Below are 22168 nucleotides of genomic sequence, written 5' to 3'. Positions count from 1 at the left end.
TGAAAGCAAGGGAGTTAGTGGGTTCTACCGTGATACGTGGGTTGTCCGCGCGCACCCGCCTGCCAACTGCCTGATGTCTCGAAGAGGTCTCAACTCACCTTCACGAGGGATGCGCGCCACGGCGCAAGCTACCGGCGCATAGATATATGTAGGGCGCGCCCCCGATTCATGCGCCTTCCTCCGATGATGCCCCTGTTGTCGGTGTGAAGTGTGTGGCGCGCCGGTCCGGGGTGGGCGAGCCCGCCGCGCACCGTGGCGGGGGCGGCGGAACGAGGCGGAGCGGCGGTGCAGGGGAGCCGCACGAGGTGCAGGACGTGTGCGCTGGCCCATACGCACGCGGGCCGAATCCTCTTAAGGTGAGAAGCATTGGAAGCCGGCGGTGCGGACGGTCCGCCGGTGATCGCGAGGAGGACTGCGGTGAGCGAGACGAGCCCGAGGCTGCGCGCCGAGTTGGCGGGTATCCCCACTTACAAGCCGGGCAAGCCCGCCGCGGCCGGAGGGCCTGTGGCGTACAAGCTGTCCTCCAACGAGAACCCCTATCCCCCGCTGCCCGGTGTGATGGAGAGCGTCACCGCGGCCGCCACCGCCTTCAACCGCTACCCGGACATGGCCTGCACCGGTCTGATGGAGGAACTGGCCGAGCGCTTCGGGGTGCCGGTGACGCACCTGGCCACGGGCACGGGTTCCGTCGGTGTCGCCCAGCAGCTGATCCAGGCCACCGCCGGCCCCGGCGACGAGGTGATCTACGCCTGGCGGTCCTTCGAGGCGTACCCGATCATCACGCAGATCAGCGGCGCGACCTCGGTCCAGGTGCCGCTGACGTCCGGCGATGTGCACGACCTGGACGCGATGGCGGAGGCGATCACCGAACGGACCCGGCTGATCTTCGTCTGCAACCCCAACAACCCCACCGGGACGGCGGTGCGGCGGGCCGAGCTGGAGCGGTTCCTGGACCGGGTGCCCGGCGATGTGCTGGTCGTGCTCGACGAGGCCTACCGCGAGTTCGTCCGGGACGCCGATGTGCCCGACGGTGTGGAGCTGTACCGGGACCGGCCGAACGTCTGCGTCCTGCGGACCTTCTCCAAGGCCTACGGTCTGGCCGGCCTGCGCGTCGGGTTCGCCATCGCCCATGAGCCGGTCGCGGCGGCGCTGCGCAAGACGGCGGTTCCCTTCGGCGTCAGCCAGCTCGCCCAGGACGCGGCGGTCGCCTCGCTGCGGGCGGAGGACGAACTGCTCGGCCGGGTGGGCTCGCTGGTGTGCGAGCGCACACGTGTGGTCGACGGGCTGCGCGCTCAGGGCTGGACGGTGCCGGACACCCAGGCCAACTTCGTGTGGATGAGGCTGGGGGAGCGCACCGCGGCGTTCGCGGCCGCCTGCGAGCAGGCTGGGGTCGTGGTTCGGCCGTTCCTCGGCGAGGGTGTGCGGGTCACGGTCGGCGAGGTCGAGGGCAACGACATCTTCCTGAAGACGGCGGAAGGCTTCCGCAAGGAGATCTGAGGCCGTTCTTGTCGAGCTGTGACCGCCCCCGGTTCCCGGGGACGGTCACAGCTCGACGCGTTCCACCCGGACCGGGTCCCCGTCGCGGACCGTGGCCAGCAGGCGGGGGTCGCCGCCGAGGCGGCCGAGGACGTTGCAGGGGCTTGCCAGACGGCACTTCTCGCCCTGGGAGATCGGCGTCGGTCCGTAGGGGAGCGCGAGGGCGCCGCCGTCGGTCCAGAAGGCGACCGTGCCCGGGTCGACGACCTGGCGTGCGCCGGTTTCACGTGAAACCGAGACACCTGTGTCGGAGTAGACCTCCTCGCCCCAGGTGGCGGCGGTGCAGACGAGGGGCAGGGCCTTGGCGAGTGTCTCCGCAGCCGGGGTGTTGTCGAGGCTCGCGGTGAGATGACCCGCAGGCCAGGAGATCCGTATGCGTGGCGAAGCGGGCCGTGTCTGCATGGCCGGCAACTCAACAATATGTTGAGTTTGCTGCCAGGGGGTCGACCCTTCGGTCAAGGAGGGACCCCCCTGTCCCGTCCGAAAATCAGTGCGTCATAATTGCTTGTGAATGTGAACGCGTTCACAAGCGTGTCCCGGTTGCTCCCATGGTGTGCGAGACAAAAGGGGCAAACTGCCGCTGTGTCCACGGCGAGTAAGGAGACGACGACGTGGAATTGGCTTTGGCGCCCGAGACCCTGGCGCGTTGGCAGTTCGGTATCACCACCGTCTACCACTTCCTGTTCGTTCCGCTGACGATCTCGCTGGCCGCCCTGACGGCCGGACTGCAGACCGCGTGGGTGCGGACGGAGAAGGAGAAGTACCTCAGGGCGACCAAGTTCTGGGGGAAGCTCTTCCTGATCAACATCGCGATGGGTGTCGTCACCGGCATCGTGCAGGAGTTCCAGTTCGGTATGAACTGGTCGGACTACTCGCGCTTCGTGGGTGACGTCTTCGGCGCACCGCTCGCCTTCGAGGCGCTCATCGCCTTCTTCTTCGAGTCCACCTTCATCGGTCTGTGGATCTTCGGCTGGGACAAGCTGCCCAAGAAGATCCATCTGGCCTGCATGTGGATGGTGTCGATCGGCACGATCCTCTCCGCGTACTTCATCCTCGCGGCCAACTCGTGGATGCAGCACCCGGTCGGCTACCGGATCAACGAGGAGCGCGGCCGGGCGGAACTGACCGACTTCTGGCACGTCCTCACCCAGAACACCGCGCTCGCCCAGGCCTTCCACACCCTCTCCGCCGCTTTCCTCACCGGTGGCGCCTTCATGGTCGGCATCGCCGCCATCCATCTGCTGCGCAAGCGGCACATCCGCGAGATGAGGACCTCGCTGCGGCTCGGCTTGGTCACCGTCGCCATCGGCGGTCTGCTCACCGCGGTCAGCGGCGATGTGCTCGGCAAGATCATGTACGAGCAGCAGCCCATGAAGATGGCCGCCGCCGAGGCGCTGTGGGACGGCGAGGCACCCGCGCCCTTCTCCGTCTTCGCCTACGGCGATGTCGACGCCGGCCACAACAAGGTCGCGATAGAGATCCCCGGCCTGCTGTCCTTCCTGGCCAAGGACGACTTCACCTCGTACGTCCCCGGCATCAACGACATCAACAAGCTCGAGCAGGAGAGGTACGGGCCCGGCGACTACCGGCCCAACATTCCGGTGGCGTACTGGGGCTTCCGCTGGATGATCGGCTTCGGCATGGCGTCGTTCACGATCGGCCTGGTCGGACTCTGGCTGACCCGCAAGAAGTTCCTGCTCCCACAGGCGCTGCGGACCGGTGAGGACGAGGTGCCGAACCTGGTGCTGTTCCGCAAGAAGGCCCTCAGTCCGAAGCTCACCAAGTGGTACTGGCGCATCGCGATCTGGACCCTGGCCTTCCCGCTGATCGCCAACTCCTGGGGCTGGATCTTCACCGAGATGGGCCGCCAGCCCTGGGTCGTCTACGGCGTGCTCAGGACGCGTGACGCGGTCTCCCCCCATGTGTCCCAGGGCGAGGTGCTCACCTCGATGATCGTCTTCACCGCCCTGTACGCGATCCTCGCGGTCGTCGAGGTCAAGCTGCTGGCGAAGTACATCAAGGCCGGCCCGCCCGAGCTCACCGAGGCCGATCTCAATCCGCCCACGAAGATCGGCGGCGACCCCCGGGACGCCGACAAGCCGATGGCCTTCTCGTACTAGGCCGAGGGAGCTGCACAGTCATGGAACTGCACGACGTCTGGTTCGTCCTGATCGCCGTCCTGTGGACCGGCTACTTCTTCCTGGAGGGTTTCGACTTCGGGGTCGGCATCCTCACCAAGCTGCTGGCCCGCGACCGGCTCGAGAAGCGGGTGCTGATCAACACGATCGGCCCGGTCTGGGACGGCAACGAGGTCTGGCTCCTCACGGCGGGCGGCGCGACCTTCGCCGCCTTCCCGGAGTGGTACGCCACCCTCTTCTCCGGCTTCTATCTGCCGCTGCTGCTCATCCTGGTCTGCCTGATCGTCCGGGGTGTCGCCTTCGAGTACCGGGCCAAGCGGCCCGAGGAGAGCTGGCAGCGCAACTGGGAGACGGCGATCTTCTGGACCTCGCTGCTCCCCGCGTTCCTGTGGGGTGTCGCCTTCGGCAACATCGTGCGAGGCGTGAAGATCGACGCCGACATGGAGTACGTCGGCAACGTCTGGGATCTGCTCAACCCCTACGCGCTGCTCGGCGGCCTGGTGACGCTCACCCTGTTCACCTTCCACGGGGCGGTGTTCACGGCGCTGAAGACCGTCGGCGAGATCCGTGAGCGGGCGCGGGCACTGGCGCTGAAGGTCGGGCTCGTGACCGCCGTGGCCGCGCTGATCTTCCTGCTGTGGACCCAGGTCGACAGCGGTGACGGTGAGAGCCTGGTCGCGCTGATCGTGGCGGTCGCCGCGCTGGTCGCCGCGCTCGCCGCGGTCCGGGCCGGGCGGGAGGGATGGGCGTTCGCCCTGTCCGGGGTCACCATCGTGGCCGCGGTGGCGATGCTCTTTCTCTCCCTCTTCCCGGACGTCATGCCCTCCTCGCTCAATGAGGACTGGAGCCTGACGGTCACCAACGCCTCGTCGAGCCCCTACACCCTGAAGATCATGACCTGGTGCGCGGCCGTCGCCACGCCGATCGTCCTGCTCTACCAGGGGTGGACGTACTGGGTGTTCCGCAAGCGCATCGGCACGCACCACATCGCTGTCGAGGCCTCGCACTGAGTCCGCCCGGGAGGGTGTTTCACGTGAAACACCGTCAAACATCCTCTCTGGACCGAAGGGCATGTTTCACGTGAAACCGATCGATCCGCGTCTGATCCGCCACGCACGCGCCACCCGGCTGTTCCTGGCGGCCGTCGTCGCCCTGGGCGCCGTCGGAGCGGTGCTCGTCATCGCCCAGGCGATGCTCATCGCCGAGGTCGTGGTCGGCGCCTTCCAGCGCGGGCTGTCGGTCGGTGAACTGCGTACTCCCCTGCTGCTGCTCGTGGCCGTCGCGGTCGGCCGGTCGGTGATCGCCTGGCTGACCGAGATGGCGGCCCATCGCGCGAGCGCGGCCGTGAAGTCGGAGCTGCGCGGGCGGCTGCTGGAGCGCGCGGTCCGGCTCGGGCCCGGCTGGCTGAGCGGGCAGCGGACCGGATCGCTCGTCGCGCTCGCCACGCGGGGCGTGGACGCCCTCGACGACTACTTCTCGCGCTATCTGCCGCAGTTGGGGCTCGCGGTGGTGGTTCCGGTGGCGGTGCTGGCCCGGATCGTCACCGAGGACTGGGTGTCCGCCGCGATCATCGTCGGCACCCTGCCGCTCATCCCGGTCTTCATGATGCTGATCGGCTGGGCCACCCAGGCGCACATGGACCGTCAGTGGCGGCTGCTGTCCCGGCTGTCCGGCCACTTCCTGGACGTGGTCGCGGGACTGCCGACGCTGAAGGTGTTCGGCCGGGCCAAGGCCCAGGCCGAGTCGATCAGGCGCATCACCGGCGAGTACCGCCAAGCGACCATGCGGACCCTGCGGATCGCCTTCCTGTCCTCCTTCGCGCTGGAACTGCTCGCCACGATCTCGGTGGCCCTGGTCGCCGTGACGATCGGCATGCGACTCGTGCACGGCGAGATGGACCTGTACACCGGGCTGGTCATCCTCGTGCTCGCCCCCGAGGCCTATCTGCCGCTGCGGCAGGTGGGCGCGCAGTACCACGCGGCGGCGGAGGGACTCGCAGCCGCCGAGGAGATCTTCGAGGTCCTGGAGACGCCCGTACCCGACGCCGGCACCGGACCCGCGCCCGCGGGCGCGCTCTCGCTCGACCTCGACGGGGTCCGGGTCCGCTACCCCGGCCGGACGGCGGACGCCGTCACCGACGTCACCCTCACCGTGCGGCCCGGCGAGACCGTGGCGCTCGTCGGACCCAGCGGCGCGGGCAAGTCGACGCTGCTGCACATGCTGCTGGGGTTCGTGCGGCCGGCCGCCGGACAGGTGCGGATCGGCGGGGCGGACCTCGCCGGGACCGACCTGGAGCAGTGGCGGACCCGGGTCGCGTGGGTGCCGCAGCGACCGCATCTCTACGCCGGGACCATCGCGGACAACGTCCGGCTCGCCCGTCCCGACGCCGACGACACGGCCGTACGGCGGGCTCTGCGGGACGCCGGGGCGCTGGAGTTCGTGGACGCGCTGCCTCTCGGTGCCGCGACCGTGCTCGGCGAGGACGGGGCCGGGCTCTCAGCCGGGCAGCGGCAGCGGCTCGCGCTGGCACGGGCGTTCCTCGCCGACCGTCCCGTGCTGCTGCTCGACGAGCCGACGGCCGCCCTGGACGGGGAGACCGAGGCGGAGATCGTGGCCGCGGTGCGGCGGCTGTCCGCAGGGCGCACGGTCCTGCTCGTCGTGCACCGGCCGGCGCTGCTGGCGGTGGCCGACCGGGTCGTACGGCTGGAGGCGCCCGAGGAGCCCGTGGGAGCACCCCGGGAGCGGACCACGGCGACGACCCCCGCGGCCCGCACCGCCGACGACGAGGCACCCGGACACACCCCGGCTCCGGAGCGGGCGGCCGCCGCCCCGTCGACCCGGGCCACGACGCATGTGCTCGACCGGGTCCGTGCCCTGTCCGGCCCCCGGCGCGGCCGCCTCGCCCTCGCCCTGCTGCTGGGCAGCCTCGCCCTCGCCAGTGCCGTCGGGCTCATGGCGACCTCCGGATGGCTCATCTCGCGCGCCTCGCAGCAGCCGCCGGTGCTGTATCTGATGGTGGCCGTGACGGCGACGCGTGCCTTCGGCATCGGACGGGCGGTGTTCCGGTACGGGGAGCGGCTGGTGTCGCACGACGCCGTGCTGCGGATGCTGGCCGACACCCGGGTCGCGGTGTACCGGCGTCTGGAGCGGCTGGCACCCGCCGGACTGCGCGACACCCGCCGCGGCGATCTGCTCAGCCGTCTCGTCGCCGATGTGGACGCCCTCCAGGACTACTGGCTGCGCTGGCTGCTGCCCGCCGGGGCGGCGACGCTGGTGTCCGCGCTGTCCGTGGGCTTCACGGCCTGGCTGCTGCCGGAGGCCGGCGCGGTCCTGGCGGCCGGACTGCTCGCGGCCGGGGCCGGGGTGCCCCTCGCCACGGGCGCGGTCGCCCGCCGGGCCGAGCGCAGGCTCGCCCCCGCCCGGGGCGTGCTCGCCACCCGCGTGACCGACCTGCTGTCCGGCACCGCGGAGCTCACCGTCGCCGGTGCCCTGCCCCGCCGTACCGCCGAGGCCCGGGAGGCGGACCGGGACCTCACCCGGATCGCCTCGCGCACCGCCGCGGCGACCGCGCTCGGCGACGGACTCACCGCGCTGGTCTGCGGGCTGACCGTGGCCGGGGCCGCGCTGGTGGGCGCGCAGGCGGTCGCCGACGGGCGGCTGAGCGGCGTGGCCATGGCCGTGGTCGTGCTGACCCCGCTGGCCGCCTTCGAGGCCGTGCTCGGGCTGCCGCTCGCCGTGCAGTTCCGGCAGCGGGTGCGCAGGAGCGCCGAGCGGGTCTTCGAGGTGCTGGACACCCCCGAGCCCGTGCGCGAGCCGGAGCGGCCACGCCAGGCGCCCGCCTCGCCGTTCCCGCTCGTCCTCAAGGACCTGGGCGCGCGGCACGCCGGACAGGACCGGGCGGCGCTGGCCGGACTGGACCTGCGCCTGGAACCGGGCCGCAGGGTGGCCGTCATCGGGGCGTCCGGCTCCGGCAAGACCACGCTGGCGCAGGTGCTCCTGCGCTTCCTGGACGCGGAGACGGGCTCGTACACGCTCGGCGGCGTGGACGCGTACGCGCTGGACGGCGACGACGTACGGCGGCTCGTGGGGCTGTGCGCGCAGGACGCGCACCTCTTCGACAGTTCCGTACGGGAGAACCTGCTGCTGGCCCGGCGCGGGGCCACCGACGCCGAACTGCGCGACGAGCTGGCCCGGGTGCGGCTGCTCGACTGGGTCGAGGGCCTGCCGGACGGGCTCGACACGCTGGTCGGGGAGCACGGGGCCCGGCTGTCCGGCGGGCAGCGGCAGCGGCTGGCGCTGGCCCGCGCGCTGCTCGCCGACTTCCCCGTCCTGGTCCTCGACGAGCCCGCCGAGCATCTCGACCTGCCGACGGCGGACGCGCTGACCGCGGACCTGCTGGCCGCCACCGAGGGCCGGACGACGCTGCTGATCACGCACCGGCTGGCCGGACTGCGGGACGTGGACGAGGTGATCGTGCTGGCCGGCGGGCAGGTAGTCCAGCGCGGCGGCTTCGCGGAACTGGCCGCCGTGGCGGGCCCCTTGCGGACGATGGCCGAGCGGGAGGCGGCCACGGAGTCCCTGGCGGTGGCGACGCCGTAGGCGCGAGGGCGGCGCAGCTGGACACGCTCCGGACGGCGGGGGCGTGGACCACCCCGGCGCCCAAGCGCCCGCGGCGGCCCAGCGCCCGCGGCGGCCCAGCGCCCGCGGCGCCCCGGCCACCGCAGCACTCCCGAACCCCCAGCGCCCGCAGCGCCAAAGCAACCACAGCACCCCAGAAGCCCCAGCGCTCCGGCACCCCAGCCTCCGGCGGCGGCATGCACCGCCTCCAGGGCTCAGGCGGCCACCGTCTCAGCGACTCGGTGCAGCGACGCCCCATCACCCCGTTCGCAGCAATGCGTCCCCCAGCCGTACGACTTGAACAGGACTCGGGGTGGGGGCCGGGGTCACGATCACTGACATGCCATCACCTCGCCGTCGCCCTCTGATCGTTCCGGTGCTGCTGATCGCGGGCGCCGTCCTCGCCGCCCGCCCCGCGGCCTCCGACCCCGGCGGTGCCGCCGACAGCACGGCGGCGCAGGTGGCCCGGCTGTACGCGGACGCGGCGGTGGCCACCCGGCAGTACGAGGACGGGCGGCGGGCGGCCGAGGGACAGCGAGCCCTGGCGCGGCACTACGAGGCACTGCTGGACCGGCAGCGGAGCGAGATCGCCGTGCTGCACGAGGACCTGGGCCGGATCGCGCGCGCCCAGTACCGCGACGGCGGAGGGCTCCCGGTCGCCGCGCAGATCGTGCTGGCGGGCAGTCCGGAGGAACTGATGCGCGGCCAGCACGTCTTCTCCCAGGCGAACCTGGCGCTCGACAACGCGATCGACAAGAACCGGCGCGCCGAGCGGCGGCTCGCGGCCGACGAGGCGAAGGCCGCGGCGGCCTGGCAGGACCTGGAGAAGCGCAGGGGCGAACTGGCCGCCCTGAAGCAGACCATCGAGGCGAAGCTGGAGGAGGCCCGCTCCAGGCTCCAGGGGGAGGCGGACGCGTCGGCCCTCGCGGGCAGCTGCCGGGGCGCGGTCAGGCTCGAACAGCCGCCCGCCACGGCCACCCGGGGCTGGGTCGCGCCGGTGGAGACGTACGAGCTGTCGGCGGGCTTCGGCAGCGGCGGCGACCGCTGGGCGAACCGGCACACGGGGCAGGACTTCGCGGTGCCGATCGGCACGCCGGTGCGGTCGGTCGGCGACGGCAGGGTGGCGGCCGTGTCCTGCGGGGGCGCCTTCGGCGTCCAGGTGCTCGTCGAACACCCCGGCGGCTACTACACGCAGTACGCCCACCTGGCCTCGGTCGCCGTGGACGAGGGCGAGCGGGTGGGCGCCGGGCAGTGGATCGGCCAGTCCGGCACGACCGGGAACTCGACTGGCCCGCATCTGCACTTCGAGGTCCGGGTCACCCCTGAGCTGGGCTCCGGGGTGGACCCGGTGCCGTGGCTGGCCGCGCGCGGGGTGAACCTGTGACGGCCGGGCGGGGCGCGGCGGGCCGGCCGCGCCGCTCGGGAGCGGGGCCGCGGGCCTGGGCGGACCGGATGCGCGGGGCCCCGGCGGGCCGCCTACGCCTGAGCCTGCGTCAGGAGCTCCTCGATCACCACGGCCACCCCGTCCTCGTTGTTGGCGACCGTGCGGCCCGAGGCCGCGGCGATCACGTCCGGGTGGGCGTTGCCCATCGCGTAGGAGCGGCCGGCCCAGGTGAGCATCTCGACGTCGTTCGGCATGTCGCCGAAGGCCACGACCTCCTCGTGCGAGATGCCGCGCTCGGCGCAGCACAGGGCGAGGGTGCTGGCCTTGGAGACGCCGGGGCCGCTGATCTCCAGAAGGGCGCTGGGGCTGGAGCGGGTGACGTTCGCACGGTCGCCGATCGCGAGGCGGGCCAGGGTGAGGAACGCGTCGGGGTCGATCGTGGGGTGGAAGGCGAGGATCTTCAGCACGGGTTCGCCGGCGCCGGGCGCGTCCTGGCCGAGCAGTTCCTCGGCCGGTGCCAGGTTGTCCGGGATCTCCATGTGCAGCTTCGGGTAGTCCGGCTCCTGGTTGAAGCCGTACGTCTGCTCGACCGCGTACATCGTGCCGGGCGCGGCGTCCCGCAGCAGTCGTACGGCGTCCAGGGCGTTCTCCCGGGCGAGCTCGCGCACCTTGACGAAGCGGTGGGCGCCGGGGCCGCCGTGCAGGTCGACCACGGCGGCGCCGTTGCCGCAGATGGCCAGGCCGTGGCCGTGGACGTGGTCGCTGACGACGTCCATCCAGCGGGCCGGGCGGCCGGTCACGAAGAAGACCTCGATGCCGGCCTCCTCGGCGGCGGCCAGCGCGGCCACGGTCCGCGGTGAGACCGACTTGTCGTCGCGCAGGAGCGTGCCGTCGAGGTCGGTGGCGATCAGTCGCGGCCGGACGACCGGTGCGCCCGCCCGACCGGGCGATATGGCGTCGAGCGAGGTCGAGAGCGGGGAGGAGGCCGAGGGCTCGGGCTGTCGCGTCGCTGAGGTCACCCGGCCATTCTCGCGCATATGCCCGCACGGGCGTGCGGCGGTCCGCACATCTGGGCGGTGCGGGCTCCCGGGCCGCCGCGCCGGTCCGGCCTGCCGGGGCTGTCCGGCTCGGCCGCCGGCCTCCACGAGGTCATTGCGCGCCCCACGAGATCACTGCTCGCCCATAAGGCCACTGCTCGCCGCACGAGGTCACTGTGCGCACCCCGAGGTCGCCACGCACCCCCGCGAGGTCACCGCACGCGGGCGGCCAGCCAAGGCGTGAGCCCCACGAGGACGAACTCCTTGTGCACCCGGTCGCCCGGCAGCGGGACCATCAGGAAGTCTCCCGGGGGGAACCGCCGGGTCCTGACCCAGGCCCCACCGTCGTAGAGGGCGCGTACGAAGGCGGGCACGTCGTCGCGGTCGACGTCGGGGCACTCCACCCCGTCCACGGTGATCAGCGCGTCGTCCTCGGGGTAGAGCCGCACGCTGACGACGGGGAGGCCGCCCAGTTCGACATGGGCCTCGTGCGGTAGCGAGCCGTCCGCGTCGGTGGTGACGCCGACACCCGCGGTCGTCCGCCGGGAGGTCTGGTCGGCGCCTATGTCGTGGGTGACCTCGATCTCGCGGGCGTACTCGTCGGCGATGGCCCGCAGGGCGTCGACGGCCGCCTCGGTGGTGGGCAAATGGTCCATACCAGTGATCATGCCGGGTGCCGGCGCACCGGCATAGCGGCGCGGCCCTGATTCGGCCAGGCCCTGCTTCTCGACCGGACCCGCCCCAGCCCCAGCCCCAGCCACAGCCCGATCCGTGCTCAGCCGCAGCCCTGCCGGTCACGGCCCCGGCCCGGCCCGCGCTCAGCCACAGCCCAGCGCCCCACCGCCTCCGCGCGACCACTCCTCCGCGCGACCACCGCTCCCCGCGATCCCACTCCTCCGCGCGACCACCGCTCCCGCGACCCCACCCCTCCGCGCGACCACCGCTCCCCGCGACCCCTCACCGCGACTCCGAGAACCGCAGATACCCCGGCGGCACGGCCTGTGTCAGCCACACCCCGTTCGCGCTGACGTGGAAGACATGGCCGTCCCGGTGCATGGCGCCCGCGTCCACCGTCAGTACCACGGGCCGCCCCCGACGGGCACCGACCCGCGTGGCGGTCTCCCGGTCCACGGACAGATGCACGTCATGGCGGTTCATCGGCCGCAGCCCCTCCGCCCGGATCGCGTCCAGACTGCGGGCCACGGTCCCGTGGTACAGATACGGCGGCGGGGTCGCCGGCGGCAGGCCCAGGTCCACGTCGACGCTGTGGCCCTGGCTGGCGCGGATCCGGGTGCCCTCGACGGCGAAGCGCTTCTTGTCGTTGGCGGCCACCACGTGGTCCAGTTCCTCGCGCGAGAAGGGGAACCCGTGCCCGGCGGCGGCCGTCATCAGGGTCTCGATCTCCACCCAGCCTCCGTCGTCGAGGGTGAGCCCGATCCGCTCCGGCTGATGACGCAGATGCCTGGAGAGGTACTTCGACACCTTCACGGTGCGTCTTTCGTCCATGCGACCCAGCATGCCGAGCGGGCGACTCTCCCGCACTTTCTTTCCGGCCGAGGTTTGATCCACAAGCAACAGCGTTTATCCACAGGCCAGTTCGCCGATGTGTGGACAACCACTATCCCTTTTAGGGCATTTCGCCAAGTTGCTTAACAGGCATGTAACTTGGCGAACCCGTCATCCATGCACACCTGTTGATGAAACAGCCGCCCCACCAGGCACGTTCGTCCCTACAGGCGCGGCTCCACCCGTGCCAGCCGCCTCAACACACCAGGTGCGAAACGGGACAAGGCGTGCACCCCGCGTGCCTCGGGGGTCACCGGGACGACCGCCTCGTTGCGTACGACGGCCCGCAGGATCGCTTCGGCGACCTTCTCCGGCGGGTAGTTGCGCAGTCCGTACAGACGCGAGGAGTTCTTCTGCCGCCGCCTCTCCTCCGCCTCGTCCACGCCGACGAACCGCGCCGTGGAGGTGATGTTGGTGTTCACCAGGCCGGGGCAGATCGCGCTCACCCCGATTCCCCGGCCCACGAGTTCGGCGCGCAGACACTCGCTGAGCATCAGCACGGCCGCCTTGGAGGTGCTGTAGGCGGGCAGCGCGCGCGAGGGCTGGAACGCGGCGGCGGACGCGGTGTTCACGATGTGTCCGCCCTGCCCGCGCTCGGCCATCTGCCGCCCGAAGAGACGGCAACCGTGGATCACGCCCCACAGGTTGACGTCGAGGACCTTCTTCCAGTCCTCCGGCGTGGTCTCGAAGAAGGAACCGGACAGTCCGATCCCGGCGTTGTTCACCAGCACGTCCACGACGCCGTGTTCGAGCAGGACCTTCTCGGCGAGCTTCTCCATGGCCTGCGCGTCGGCCACGTCCACCGTTTCCGCCCAGGCCCCCGGCGCGCCCACCAGTCGCGCCAACTCGGCCGTGCGCACCGCGCTTTCGGTGTCCCGGTCGACGGCGATGATCCGCGCCCCCGCCTCGGCGAACGCGAACGCCGTGGCCCGGCCGATGCCGCTGCCCGCACCGGTCACCAGCACGAGTTGCCCGCCGAACCGCTCGAAGTGACGCCCGGTCGGCGCGACTTCGGTACGGCCACCCTCGATGCCCGACACGAACTCGTTGATCCAGGAGGCCAGTTGCTCGGGCCTGGTGCGGGGCACCCAGTGCTTGGCCGGCAGGGTGCGCCGGGTCAGCCGCGGTGCCCACAGCTCCAGTTCGTCGTAGAGGCGCTCGGAGAGGAAGACGTCGCCGAGCGGCGTGATGAGCTGCACGGGCGCGTGGGCGTACGCGTCCGGGCGGGGCCTGCGCAGCCGTGCGCGCACGTTGTCCCGGTACAGCCAGGCCCCGCGCGCCGCGTCCGAAGGCAGCGACTGGGTGGGGTAGTTGCCGCCCGGCACCTTCTCCAGCCGCCGCAGGATGCCGGGCCAGCTCCTGCCCAGCGGACCGCGCCAGGCCAGCTCGGGCAGGGCGGGGGTGTGCAGCAGGTAGACGTACCACGACTTGGCGCCCTGGCCGAGGAGTTGGCCGACCCGGCGCGGGGTGGGGCGCCTGAGACGGTTGTTGATCCAGTGCCCGAAATGGTCCAAGGACGGACCGGACATCGAGGTGAAGGAGGCGATACGGCCCTCGGTGCGCTTGACCGTGACGAACTCCCAGGACTGCACCGAGCCCCAGTCGTGCCCGACCAGGTGCACCGGCCGGCCGGGGCTCACCGCGTCCACGACCGCCAGGAAGTCGTCCGTGAGCTTCTCCAGCGTGAAGCCCCCGCGCAGCGGCTCCGGAGCGGTGGACCGCCCGTGGCCGCGGACGTCGTAGAGCACCACGTGGAAGTTCTCGGCCAGGCGCGGCGCGACCTCGGACCAGACCTCCTTGCTGTCCGGGTAGCCGTGCACGAGCACCACCGTCGGGGCCTGCGCGTCACCCAGCTCGGCGACGCACAGCTCGATGCCGCCGGTCCGTACCCGGCGCTCCCGCGCACCCTGGAGCATGCTCACTTCTCCTCCGCCCAGCGCCGCACGTGCGGCAGATCGTCGTCCAGCCAGAAGGCGCTCTCCTCGGGGTCCCGCGAGTCGGTGACGACGAGGATCTCCTCGAACTTCGCGCCGGTGCCCCGGAACCCGAGATGGGGCTCGACCGCCCACAGCCCCGGCTGCGGCGGATGGTCGGAGAAGCGGTACGGCGACCACAGCGGGGACCAGCCGTCCCGGTGGCCGTGCAGGGCGTCGGACGCCAGGCCCTTCAGGGACTGCGTGCCGAAGCCGAACAGAGTCGGGGAGAACCGGCGCGGGGCGACCTTGTCGACCTTGTGCGCGATCACGCCGAAGGGGTAGGCGCGGTGCCGGTTGGCGTAGCCCTGGCCGACCATGAGCCGGTCCACGTCCTCGTAGATCTCCCGCAGCGAGCGGCGTTCGCGCACCTCGCGCAGGATCAGCTCCCGGTGTGCCCGGAGGTCGTCCATCAGCCGGTTCTGCACGGGGTTGAGGCCGAGCGAGCCGGAGTACCCGATGTCCGCGGTGAAGCCCTCGTGGACCGGGGCCATGTCGAGGATGAACGGCATCCCCGGCTCCAGCGCCCGGTTCGTCGGGAAGAACTGGAGCGGGATGCGGAAGCCCGCGAACGCCGTGCGGTCGCCGAACCAGGCGAAGGGCAGGTGGAACCAGTCCCGTACGCCCCGCTCGCGCAGCCACTCCCGCTGCATGCGCGCGGCCTCACGCTCGGTGACGCCGGGCTTCAGCTGCGCCGCAACCGCCTCGGCGCACTCGTAGGCGAGCCGCTGGACCGTCCTGAATCCGCGCAGCTCCGCGGATATCCCGTCTGCCACTGCCGTCGTCATGCCGCCCCGTCCCACCCGAGCCCATCGACTGCGGTACGTGTCCGTAACTTGACACCGCCGAATCTCGCACCTTGTTAGAGTCGGCGTCAATAGGGCGGTCGCAGGCCGTACGGCGCCCTCGGTCGCGGAGCGAGTGTGCGTATGGCCGGGGGCGGCACCGTCTCCCGGTCGCGGACCGCACGGACGGCCGGGCTTCACCCTCGGTCGCAGGCCGTACGGACGACCCTGTTCCACCCCTCTTCGCGAGCCGTCGCCCAAGGCCCGGGCCGCCCCCGCCGAGGCCCGCCTCAGGGTTCCCCCTGGCCCGACCTCAGGGGGACCCCCGGCCTCCCGTACGACTGGAGGCTGACACCAAGACGGCTCTGGAGTCTGACGACCGGCGTGGTCCGCGTCACTACCTTCGTAGACGTGACTGTGATCGCGACCGAAAGCCTGAGCAAGCGGTTCCCCCGGGTGACCGCGCTCGACCGGCTGTCCGTGGACATCGGAGCCGGTGTGACCGGACTCGTCGGAGCCAACGGCGCCGGCAAGTCCACCCTGATCAAGATCCTGCTGGGTCTGTCCCCGGCGAGCGAGGGCCGTGCCTCCGTGCTCGGCCTCGACGTCGCCACCGAGGGCGCCGCCATCCGCGAGCGCGTGGGCTACATGCCGGAGCACGACTGCCTACCGCCCGACGTCTCGGCCACCGAGTTCGTCGTGCACATGGCGCGCATGTCCGGTCTGCCGCCCGCCGCCGCGCGCGAACGCACCGCGGACACCCTGCGCCATGTCGGTCTGTACGAGGAGCGCTACCGTCCCATCGGCGGCTACTCCACCGGCATGAAGCAGCGCGTGAAGCTGGCCCAGGCACTCGTCCACGACCCGCAGCTGGTCTTCCTGGACGAGCCGACCAACGGCCTGGACCCGGTCGGCCGCGACGACATGCTGGGCCTGATCCGCCGTATCCACACCGACTTCGGCATCTCGGTCCTGGTCACCTCCCACCTGCTGGGCGAACTGGAGCGCACCTGCGACCACGTCGTCGTCGTCGACGGCGGCAAGCTCCTGCGTTCCAGCTCCACCACCGACTTCACCCAGACCACCACCACGCTCGCCGTCGAGGTCACCGACTCCGACGCGCACCCCGACGGCACCAGGGCGATGCGCGAGGCGCTGCACGCCCGAGGCGTCACCGTCCAGGACGGCAGCGGCCTGCCCGGCGCCGGCCACGTCCTGCTGCTGACCGCGCAGGGCGAGGAGACCTACGACCTGGTCCGCGACACCGTCGCCGACCTCGGTCTCGGCCTGGTGCGCATGGAGCAGCGCAGGCACCACATCGCGGAGGTCTTCTCCTCCGCCGACGAGCACCGCGACGAGCACGCCGGCGGACACGCCCACGAGAACGCCGACGGACACACCACCGCACCCGCGGACGGGCACGGCGACAAGCAGCCGAAGGAGGCCGTCGGCCATGGCAGCTGAACACCCCCTGGCGGCACCCCCGGGTGACCAGACCCGCATCCACAACATCGGCTACCGCAACTACGACGGCCCCCGCCTCGGCCGCGCCTACGCCACCCGCTCGCTGTACTCGCAGTCCCTGCGCGGCGCCTACGGCCTCGGCCGTTCGGTGAAGTCCAAGGTGCTGCCGATGCTGCTGTTCGTGGTCATGTGCGTGCCCGCCGCCATCATGGTGGCCGTCGCGGTCGCCACGAAGGCCAGCAAGCTCCCGGTCGGCTACACCGAGTACGCGATCTTCCTCCAGGCCGTCATCAGCCTGTACGTCGCCTCCCAGGCCCCCCAGTCCGTCTCCCGCGACCTGCGCTTCAAGACGGTCCCGCTCTACTTCTCCCGGCCGATCGAGACCGCCGACTACGTCCGCGCCAAGTTCGCCGCCCTGGCCTCCGCGCTGTTCATCCTCACGGCGGCCCCGGTGCTGGTGCTCTACATCGGCGCGCTGCTGGCCAAGCTCGACTTCGCCGACCAGACCAAGGGATTCGCGCAGGGACTCGTGTCCGTGACTCTGCTCTCCCTGCTGTTCGCCGGGCTCAGCCTGGTGATCGCCTCCGTCACCCCGCGCCGCGGCTTCGGCATCGCCGCCGTCATCGCGGTGTTCACCATCTCCTACGGCGCGGTCTCCGCCCTCCAGGGCATCGCCGAGCTCCAGGACAGCTCCGGCGCGATCGCCTGGATCGGTCTCTTCTCGCCGGTCACCCTCATCGACGGAGTCCAGTCGGCGTTCCTCGGCGCCCCCTCCTCCTTCCCCGGAGGAGTCGGCCCCTCCCACGGCGAGGGCGCGGTCTACGTCCTGGTCGTCCTCGGCCTGATCGCCGCCTGCTACGGCCTCCTGATCCGCCGCTACAAGAAGGTGGGCCTGTGACCACGCTCCAGATCGACCACGTCTCCCGCTGGTTCGGCAACGTGGTCGCCGTCAACGACATCACCATGAGCATCGGCCCCGGTGTCACCGGCCTGCTCGGGCCGAACGGCGCCGGGAAGTCCACCCTCATCAACATGATGGGCGGCTTCCTCGCCCCCTCCACCGGCTCCGTCACCCTCGACGGACAGCCCGTCTGGCGCAACGAGTCGATCTACAAGCACATCGGCATCGTCCCCGAGCGCGAGGCGATGTACGACTTCCTCACCGGACGCGAATTCGTCGTCGCCAACGCCGAGTTGCACGGCCTGGGCGACAAGGCCGCCCAGAAGGCGCTCGCCACGGTCGAGATGGAGTACGCCCAGGACCGCAAGATCTCCACGTACTCCAAGGGCATGCGCCAGCGCGTGAAGATGGCCTCGGCCCTGGTCCACGACCCCTCGCTGCTGCTGCTCGACGAGCCGTTCAACGGCATGGACCCGCGCCAGCGCATGCAGCTGATGGACCTGCTGCGCCGCATGGGCGACGAGGGCCGCACGGTGCTGTTCTCCTCCCACATCCTCGAAGAGGTCGAACAGCTCGCCTGGCACATCGAGGTCGTCGTGGCGGGACGGCACGCGGCCAGCGGCGACTTCCGCAAGATCCGCCGGCTGATGACCGACCGCCCGCACCGCTACCTGGTGCGCTCCAGCGACGACCGCGCCCTCGCGGCCGCGCTGATCGCCGACCCCTCCACGGCCGGCATCGAGGTCGACGTCGCCGAGGGCGCGCTGCGCGTCCAGGCGGTCGACTTCGGCCGCTTCACCACCCTGCTCCCGCAGGTCGCCCGGGACAACGGCATTCGGCTGCTGACGGTCTCACCGTCCGACGAGTCCCTCGAGTCCGTCTTCTCGTACCTGGTCGCGGCGTAGGAGGCCGAAGATGTACGACCCCACAGTCGCCCGGCTCACCTACCGGGCCCTGCTCGGCCGGCGCCGGGCCCTCATCCTCGGCGCGCTCCCGCTGCTGCTCATCGCCATCTCGGTGGTGGTGCGCGGCCTCGCGGGAGCGGACGACCAGACGGCCTCCGACCTGCTCGGCGGACTGGCACTGGCCACGATGGTGCCGATCATCGGCGTCATCGCGGGCACGGGCGCGATCGGCCCGGAGATCGACGACGGCTCGGTCGTCTATCTCCTGTCCAAGCCGGTGAAGCGGCCCACGATCATCTTCACCAAGCTGATCGTGGCGATCGCCGTGACGATGGTGTTCTCGGCGCTGCCGACCTTCGTCGCCGGGTTCATCCTCAACGGCAACGGCCAGCAGATCGCGGTCGCCTACACGGTCGCCGCGCTGGTCTCCTCCATCGCCTACGCCGCCGTGTTCCTGCTGCTCGGCACGGTCTCCCGGCACGCGGTGGTTTTCGGCCTGGTCTACGCCCTCGTCTGGGAGGCCCTGTTCGGCTCCCTGGTGCCCGGCGCCCGCACCCTCAGCGTGCAGCAGTGGTCCCTGGCCGTGGCCCAGAAGGTCGCGGGCGATGACCTGGTCACCTCCGACGTCGGCCTGACCACGGCCACGGTGCTGCTGGTCGCCGTGACGGTGCTCGCCACCTGGTACGCCGGCCAGAAGCTGCGCTCGCTCACACTCGCCGGCGAGGAGTGACCGGCCCCTCGTAATTCGGTGGCGCGCAACTCGCCGTCCCGGCACAGTGGATGTGTCCACGCCGGGCGCGAGCTGCGCGCCACCGGCGTCACGCACTGGGGAGGAGCACGACGATGTCCATGCACGACAGTCCGTCGAGTTCCCCACAGGGCAGCTCGCGGCAGGCTCCGGAGTAGTTACCCCTCCGTCCGAGCCCGCCGTGCCCAAGCTGCCCGGGCGGCCGCTTCGAGCACGCGAATCCCACTTCGCGTGAGGCCGCCCTCCCGGAGGATTGGCCGAGTGGCAAGGCACCGGCTTGCTAAGCCGTGGTCGGGGGCAACCCCGCGCACGTTCGATCCGTGCATCCTCCGCAAAACGTTTGTCACTGGGACCGAGCAGGACCTGTCACCAAGGTGCGAGAAGACGTACCCAGGGGCGCGGGGAACTGCGCGAGAAGCGACGACGACCCGCACCGTCACGACGGCGCGAGCCCCTCAGGGGCGCGGGGAACTGCGCGAAAGGCGACCACGGCTCGCACCGTCACGACGGTGTCAGCCCAGCAGACGCTCCAGGACCAGCGCGATCCCGTCCTCCTCGTTGGAGGCGGTCACCTCGTCGGCCACAGCCTTCAGCTCGTCATGCGCATTGGCCATGGCCACACCCCACGCCGCCCACCCCAGCATCGGCACATCGTTCGGCATATCGCCGAAGGCAACCGTGTTCGCGGCCTTGACGCCGAGCCGCCGGGCCGCCAGCGACAGCCCCGTCGCCTTGGACAGGCCGAGCGGCAGCAGCTCCACGATTCCCGCACCCGCCAGGGCGACCGTCACGAACCCGCCCGCCGCGCGCCGGGCCGCCTCCACCAACTGGTCGTCCGACAGCGAAGGATGCTGTATGTAGATCTTGTTCAGCGGCGCCGACCACAGGTCCGCCGCGTCGCCGAACGGCGTCGCGGGCAGCGCGCCGGTGAGCGCGTACCCCGGGCCCACCAGCACCTCGCCGTCCAGTCCGTCCCGGCTCGCGGCCAGATACAGCGGACCGACCTCGGCCTCGATCTTCGCGAGGGCGACCCCGGCCAGCTGCCGGTCCAGGGTCACCGAGGTCAGCAGCCGGTGCTCCCCGGCGTGGTACACCTGCGCGCCCTGGCCGCAGACCGCGAGGCCCTGGTAGCCGAGGTCGTCGAGGATGTGCCGGGTCCAGGGCACCGCGCGCCCGGTCACCACGATGTGGGCGGCGCCCGCCGCGGTGGCCGCGGCGAGCGCCTCACGGGTGCGCATGGAGACCGACTCGTCGGACCGCAGCAGCGTTCCGTCGAGGTCGGTGGCGATCAGCCGGTAGGGGAACCCGGTGGTCACTTGGACACCGGCTCCAGCACCTCGCGGCCGCCGAGGTAGGGCCGCAGCACCTCGGGCACACGCACCGAGCCGTCGGCCAGCTGATGGTTCTCCAGGATGGCCACGATGGTGCGCGGAACCGCGCACAGCGTGCCGTTGAGCGTGGCCAGCGGCTTGACCTGCTTGCCGTCACGCATACGCACCGACAGGCGGCGGGCCTGGAAGCTGTCGCAGTTGGAGGCCGAGGTCAGCTCGCGGTACTTGCCCTGGGTCGGGATCCACGCCTCGCAGTCGTACTTGCGGGAGGCGGAGGCGCCCAGATCGCCGGAGGCGACGTCGATGACCTGGAAGGGCAGCCCCAGGCCGGTCAGCCACTGCTTCTCCCACTCCAGCAGCCGCTGGTGCTCGTTCTCGGCGTCCTCGGGAGCGACGTACGAGAACATCTCCACCTTGTCGAACTGGTGGACGCGGAAGATGCCGCGGGTGTCCTTGCCGTAGGTGCCGGCCTCGCGGCGGAAGCACGGGGAGAAGCCCGCGTACCGCAGCGGCAGCCGGTCGGCGTCGAGGATCTCGTCCATGTGGTACGCCGCGAGCGGGACCTCGGAGGTGCCGACCAGGTAGTAGTCGTCCTTCTCCAGGTGGTACACGTTCTCCGCGGCCTGGCCGAGGAAGCCGGTGCCCTCCATGGCGCGCGGGCGGACCAGCGCGGGGGTCAGCATCGGGATGAACCCGGCCTCGGTGGCCTGCGCGATCGCCGCGTTGACCAGGGCCAGCTCCAGCAGGGCGCCGACACCCGTCAGATAGTAGAAGCGCGAGCCGGAGACCTTCGCGCCGCGCTCGACGTCGATGGCGCCGAGGGCCTCGCCGAGCTCCAGGTGGTCCTTGGGCTCGAAGCCCTCGGCGGCGAAGTCACGGATGGTGCCGTGCGTCTCCAGGACGACGAAGTCCTCCTCGCCGCCGACCGGGACGTCCGGGTGCACGAGGTTGCCGAGGGAGCGGGCGAGCCGCTTGGTCTCCTCGTCGGCCTCGTTCTGCGCGGCCTCGGCGGCCTTGACGTCGGTCTTGAGCCGCTCCGCCTTCTGGAGGAGTTCCGCGCGCTCCTCGGGCGTGGCCTTGGGGATCAGCTTGCCGAGCGCCCTCTGCTCGGCGCGCAGCTCGTCGAAGCGGACGCCGGACGACCTGCGCCGCTCGTCGGCAGACAGGAGGGAGTCGACGAGCGCGACGTCCTCTCCACGGGCGCGCTGGGACGCGCGCACACGGTCGGGGTCCTCACGGAGCAGGCGAAGGTCAATCACGCGCTCAAGGCTACCGGTGCGCGGTGAGGGCCCACGACTCACTATTCCGCGCTGCCGTGTACATACCGTTATGGGGGAATTGCCCCCCGTGTCACACGATCTCGCCCAACGGGTTAGACGTCAGGGGGTGTCAATGGAAAAGTGTCTCACTCCCCGGGACGAGGCATGTGAGGTGCGTCCTGTTGACCGGAATCCCTTGTGGACAACGGAACTTGGAGCCCTCTCCGGCTCGCGTTGTCCACAGAGATCCACAGCCGTGAAAAGTTATCCACAGGCTGTGTGGAAGATCTGTGGATGCCGGAATTGATCACTCCGGAACGCTTTGCCGCTCCCTGCGATTCCCTGGAGGAACCGTCATTGGGCCCACCTTCGAGTGGAAATGTGTCGCCCCAAAGGATTGATCGAAGGAAACGCGTGGACGAAGGGCGACTTACGCCCTGGTGGACGCAGTTGGTCGCTCCAGAGTGATTTGTCGACTGCGTGGCGCTTCGTTGTCGACTTGTGCACAGGTCGAGAAGCGGACC

17 protein-coding genes and 1 tRNA gene are annotated in these 22168 nt (G+C 71.1%); 10 read left to right on the top strand and 8 right to left on the bottom strand.

Annotated elements, in window-relative coordinates:
* The first annotated feature begins 417 nt into the window (after positions 1-417).
* Entirely contained in the window at positions 418-1497 is a 1080-nt protein-coding gene (hisC, locus tag ACFYR0_RS09950; RefSeq protein WP_389324123.1) for a histidinol-phosphate transaminase, read from the top strand.
* 45 nt (positions 1498-1542) lie between these two features.
* On the opposite strand, the gene ACFYR0_RS09945 is transcribed toward hisC, so the two are convergent.
* Positions 1543-1938, bottom strand: coding sequence for a cyclophilin-like fold protein (locus ACFYR0_RS09945; protein WP_389324120.1), 396 nt, complete (start codon positions 1936-1938; stop codon positions 1543-1545).
* A gap of 209 nt (positions 1939-2147) precedes the next feature.
* On the opposite strand from ACFYR0_RS09945, the gene ACFYR0_RS09940 reads away from it, so the two are divergent.
* The 4 genes from ACFYR0_RS09940 (at position 2148) to ACFYR0_RS09925 (ending at position 9675) form a co-directional block, all read left to right on the top strand.
* Positions 2148-3656, top strand: a complete 1509-nt coding sequence (locus tag ACFYR0_RS09940) for a cytochrome ubiquinol oxidase subunit I (RefSeq protein ID WP_389324117.1) — start codon at positions 2148-2150, stop codon at positions 3654-3656.
* Between the two features lie 20 nt (positions 3657-3676).
* Positions 3677-4684, top strand: coding sequence for a cytochrome d ubiquinol oxidase subunit II (gene cydB, locus ACFYR0_RS09935; RefSeq protein ID WP_389324114.1), 1008 nt, complete (start codon positions 3677-3679; stop codon positions 4682-4684).
* Positions 4685-4754: 70 nt separating this feature from the next.
* Positions 4755-8273 (top strand): thiol reductant ABC exporter subunit CydD, encoded by a 3519-nt coding sequence (gene cydD, locus ACFYR0_RS09930; protein WP_389324111.1) that lies wholly within the window; start codon positions 4755-4757, stop codon positions 8271-8273.
* A gap of 358 nt (positions 8274-8631) precedes the next feature.
* Complete coding sequence (locus tag ACFYR0_RS09925) at positions 8632-9675, top strand: M23 family metallopeptidase (protein ID WP_389324108.1); 1044 nt, start codon at positions 8632-8634, stop codon at positions 9673-9675.
* Positions 9676-9767: 92 nt separating this feature from the next.
* On the opposite strand, the gene ACFYR0_RS09920 is transcribed toward ACFYR0_RS09925, so the two are convergent.
* The 5 genes from ACFYR0_RS09920 to ACFYR0_RS09900 form a co-directional block, all read right to left on the bottom strand.
* Entirely contained in the window at positions 9768-10694 is a 927-nt protein-coding gene (locus ACFYR0_RS09920; protein WP_389324105.1) for a Cof-type HAD-IIB family hydrolase, read from the bottom strand.
* Between the two features lie 230 nt (positions 10695-10924).
* The gene (locus tag ACFYR0_RS09915) at positions 10925-11368 is read right to left on the bottom strand and encodes a hypothetical protein (protein ID WP_389324102.1); all 444 of its coding nucleotides are present in this window, start codon (positions 11366-11368) and stop codon (positions 10925-10927) included.
* 301 nt (positions 11369-11669) lie between these two features.
* Positions 11670-12218 carry an RNA 2'-phosphotransferase gene (locus ACFYR0_RS09910; protein WP_389324099.1) on the bottom strand — a complete coding sequence of 183 codons (549 nt, stop codon included), beginning with the start codon at positions 12216-12218 and terminating at the stop codon, positions 11670-11672.
* A 224-nt stretch (positions 12219-12442) separates the two neighbouring features.
* Positions 12443-14194, bottom strand: a complete 1752-nt coding sequence (locus tag ACFYR0_RS09905; protein WP_389324096.1) for an SDR family oxidoreductase — start codon at positions 14192-14194, stop codon at positions 12443-12445.
* A 2-nt stretch (positions 14195-14196) separates the two neighbouring features.
* The gene (locus ACFYR0_RS09900) at positions 14197-15039 is read right to left on the bottom strand and encodes a M24 family metallopeptidase (RefSeq protein ID WP_389324093.1); all 843 of its coding nucleotides are present in this window, start codon (positions 15037-15039) and stop codon (positions 14197-14199) included.
* 414 nt (positions 15040-15453) lie between these two features.
* Between ACFYR0_RS09900 and ACFYR0_RS09895 the strand changes: the two genes are divergently transcribed.
* The 5 genes from ACFYR0_RS09895 (at position 15454) to ACFYR0_RS09875 (ending at position 19386) form a co-directional block, all read left to right on the top strand.
* Entirely contained in the window at positions 15454-16500 is a 1047-nt protein-coding gene (locus ACFYR0_RS09895; protein WP_389324619.1) for an ABC transporter ATP-binding protein, read from the top strand.
* Positions 16490-17398, top strand: coding sequence for an ABC transporter permease (locus ACFYR0_RS09890; protein ID WP_389324090.1), 909 nt, complete (start codon positions 16490-16492; stop codon positions 17396-17398). Before ACFYR0_RS09895 ends, ACFYR0_RS09890 begins: the two co-directional genes overlap by 11 nt.
* Positions 17395-18306 (top strand): ABC transporter ATP-binding protein, encoded by a 912-nt coding sequence (locus tag ACFYR0_RS09885; RefSeq protein ID WP_389324087.1) that lies wholly within the window; start codon positions 17395-17397, stop codon positions 18304-18306. The genes ACFYR0_RS09890 and ACFYR0_RS09885 overlap by 4 nt, the downstream gene beginning before the upstream one ends.
* A gap of 10 nt (positions 18307-18316) precedes the next feature.
* Complete coding sequence (locus ACFYR0_RS09880) at positions 18317-19036, top strand: ABC transporter permease subunit (protein WP_389324084.1); 720 nt, start codon at positions 18317-18319, stop codon at positions 19034-19036.
* A 265-nt stretch (positions 19037-19301) separates the two neighbouring features.
* Positions 19302-19386 (top strand) — tRNA-Ser (locus ACFYR0_RS09875).
* Positions 19387-19566: 180 nt separating this feature from the next.
* On the opposite strand, the gene ACFYR0_RS09870 is transcribed toward ACFYR0_RS09875, so the two are convergent.
* Positions 19567-20370 (bottom strand): HAD family hydrolase, encoded by an 804-nt coding sequence (locus ACFYR0_RS09870; RefSeq protein WP_389324081.1) that lies wholly within the window; start codon positions 20368-20370, stop codon positions 19567-19569.
* On the bottom strand, positions 20367-21644 hold the full coding sequence (gene serS, locus ACFYR0_RS09865; RefSeq protein ID WP_389324078.1) for a serine--tRNA ligase: 1278 nt from the start codon (positions 21642-21644) through the stop codon (positions 20367-20369). Before serS ends, ACFYR0_RS09870 begins: the two co-directional genes overlap by 4 nt.
* Positions 21645-22168: the final 524 nt, after the last annotated feature.

The sequence above is a fragment of the Streptomyces sp. NPDC005017 genome (assembly GCF_042873115.1).
Taxonomy (GTDB): domain Bacteria; phylum Actinomycetota; class Actinomycetes; order Streptomycetales; family Streptomycetaceae; genus Streptomyces.
This window is presented reverse-complemented; position numbering and strand designations above follow the sequence as displayed.

Bases quoted from the DNA above. Each gene is read 5' to 3' on its own strand.
- ACFYR0_RS09945 (WP_389324120.1), bottom strand. From the start codon at position 1,938: ATGCAGACACGGCCCGCTTCGCCACGCATACGGATCTCCTGGCCTGCG.
- cydB (WP_389324114.1), top strand. From the start codon at position 3,677: ATGGAACTGCACGACGTCTGGTTCGTCCTGATCGCCGTCCTGTGGACC.
- ACFYR0_RS09925 (WP_389324108.1), top strand. From the start codon at position 8,632: ATGCCATCACCTCGCCGTCGCCCTCTGATCGTTCCGGTGCTGCTGATC.
- ACFYR0_RS09915 (WP_389324102.1), bottom strand. From the start codon at position 11,368: ATGGACCATTTGCCCACCACCGAGGCGGCCGTCGACGCCCTGCGGGCC.
- ACFYR0_RS09910 (WP_389324099.1), bottom strand. From the start codon at position 12,218: ATGGACGAAAGACGCACCGTGAAGGTGTCGAAGTACCTCTCCAGGCAT.
- ACFYR0_RS09905 (WP_389324096.1), bottom strand. From the start codon at position 14,194: ATGCTCCAGGGTGCGCGGGAGCGCCGGGTACGGACCGGCGGCATCGAG.
- ACFYR0_RS09900 (WP_389324093.1), bottom strand. From the start codon at position 15,039: ATGACGACGGCAGTGGCAGACGGGATATCCGCGGAGCTGCGCGGATTC.
- ACFYR0_RS09890 (WP_389324090.1), top strand. From the start codon at position 16,490: ATGGCAGCTGAACACCCCCTGGCGGCACCCCCGGGTGACCAGACCCGC.
- ACFYR0_RS09880 (WP_389324084.1), top strand. From the start codon at position 18,317: ATGTACGACCCCACAGTCGCCCGGCTCACCTACCGGGCCCTGCTCGGC.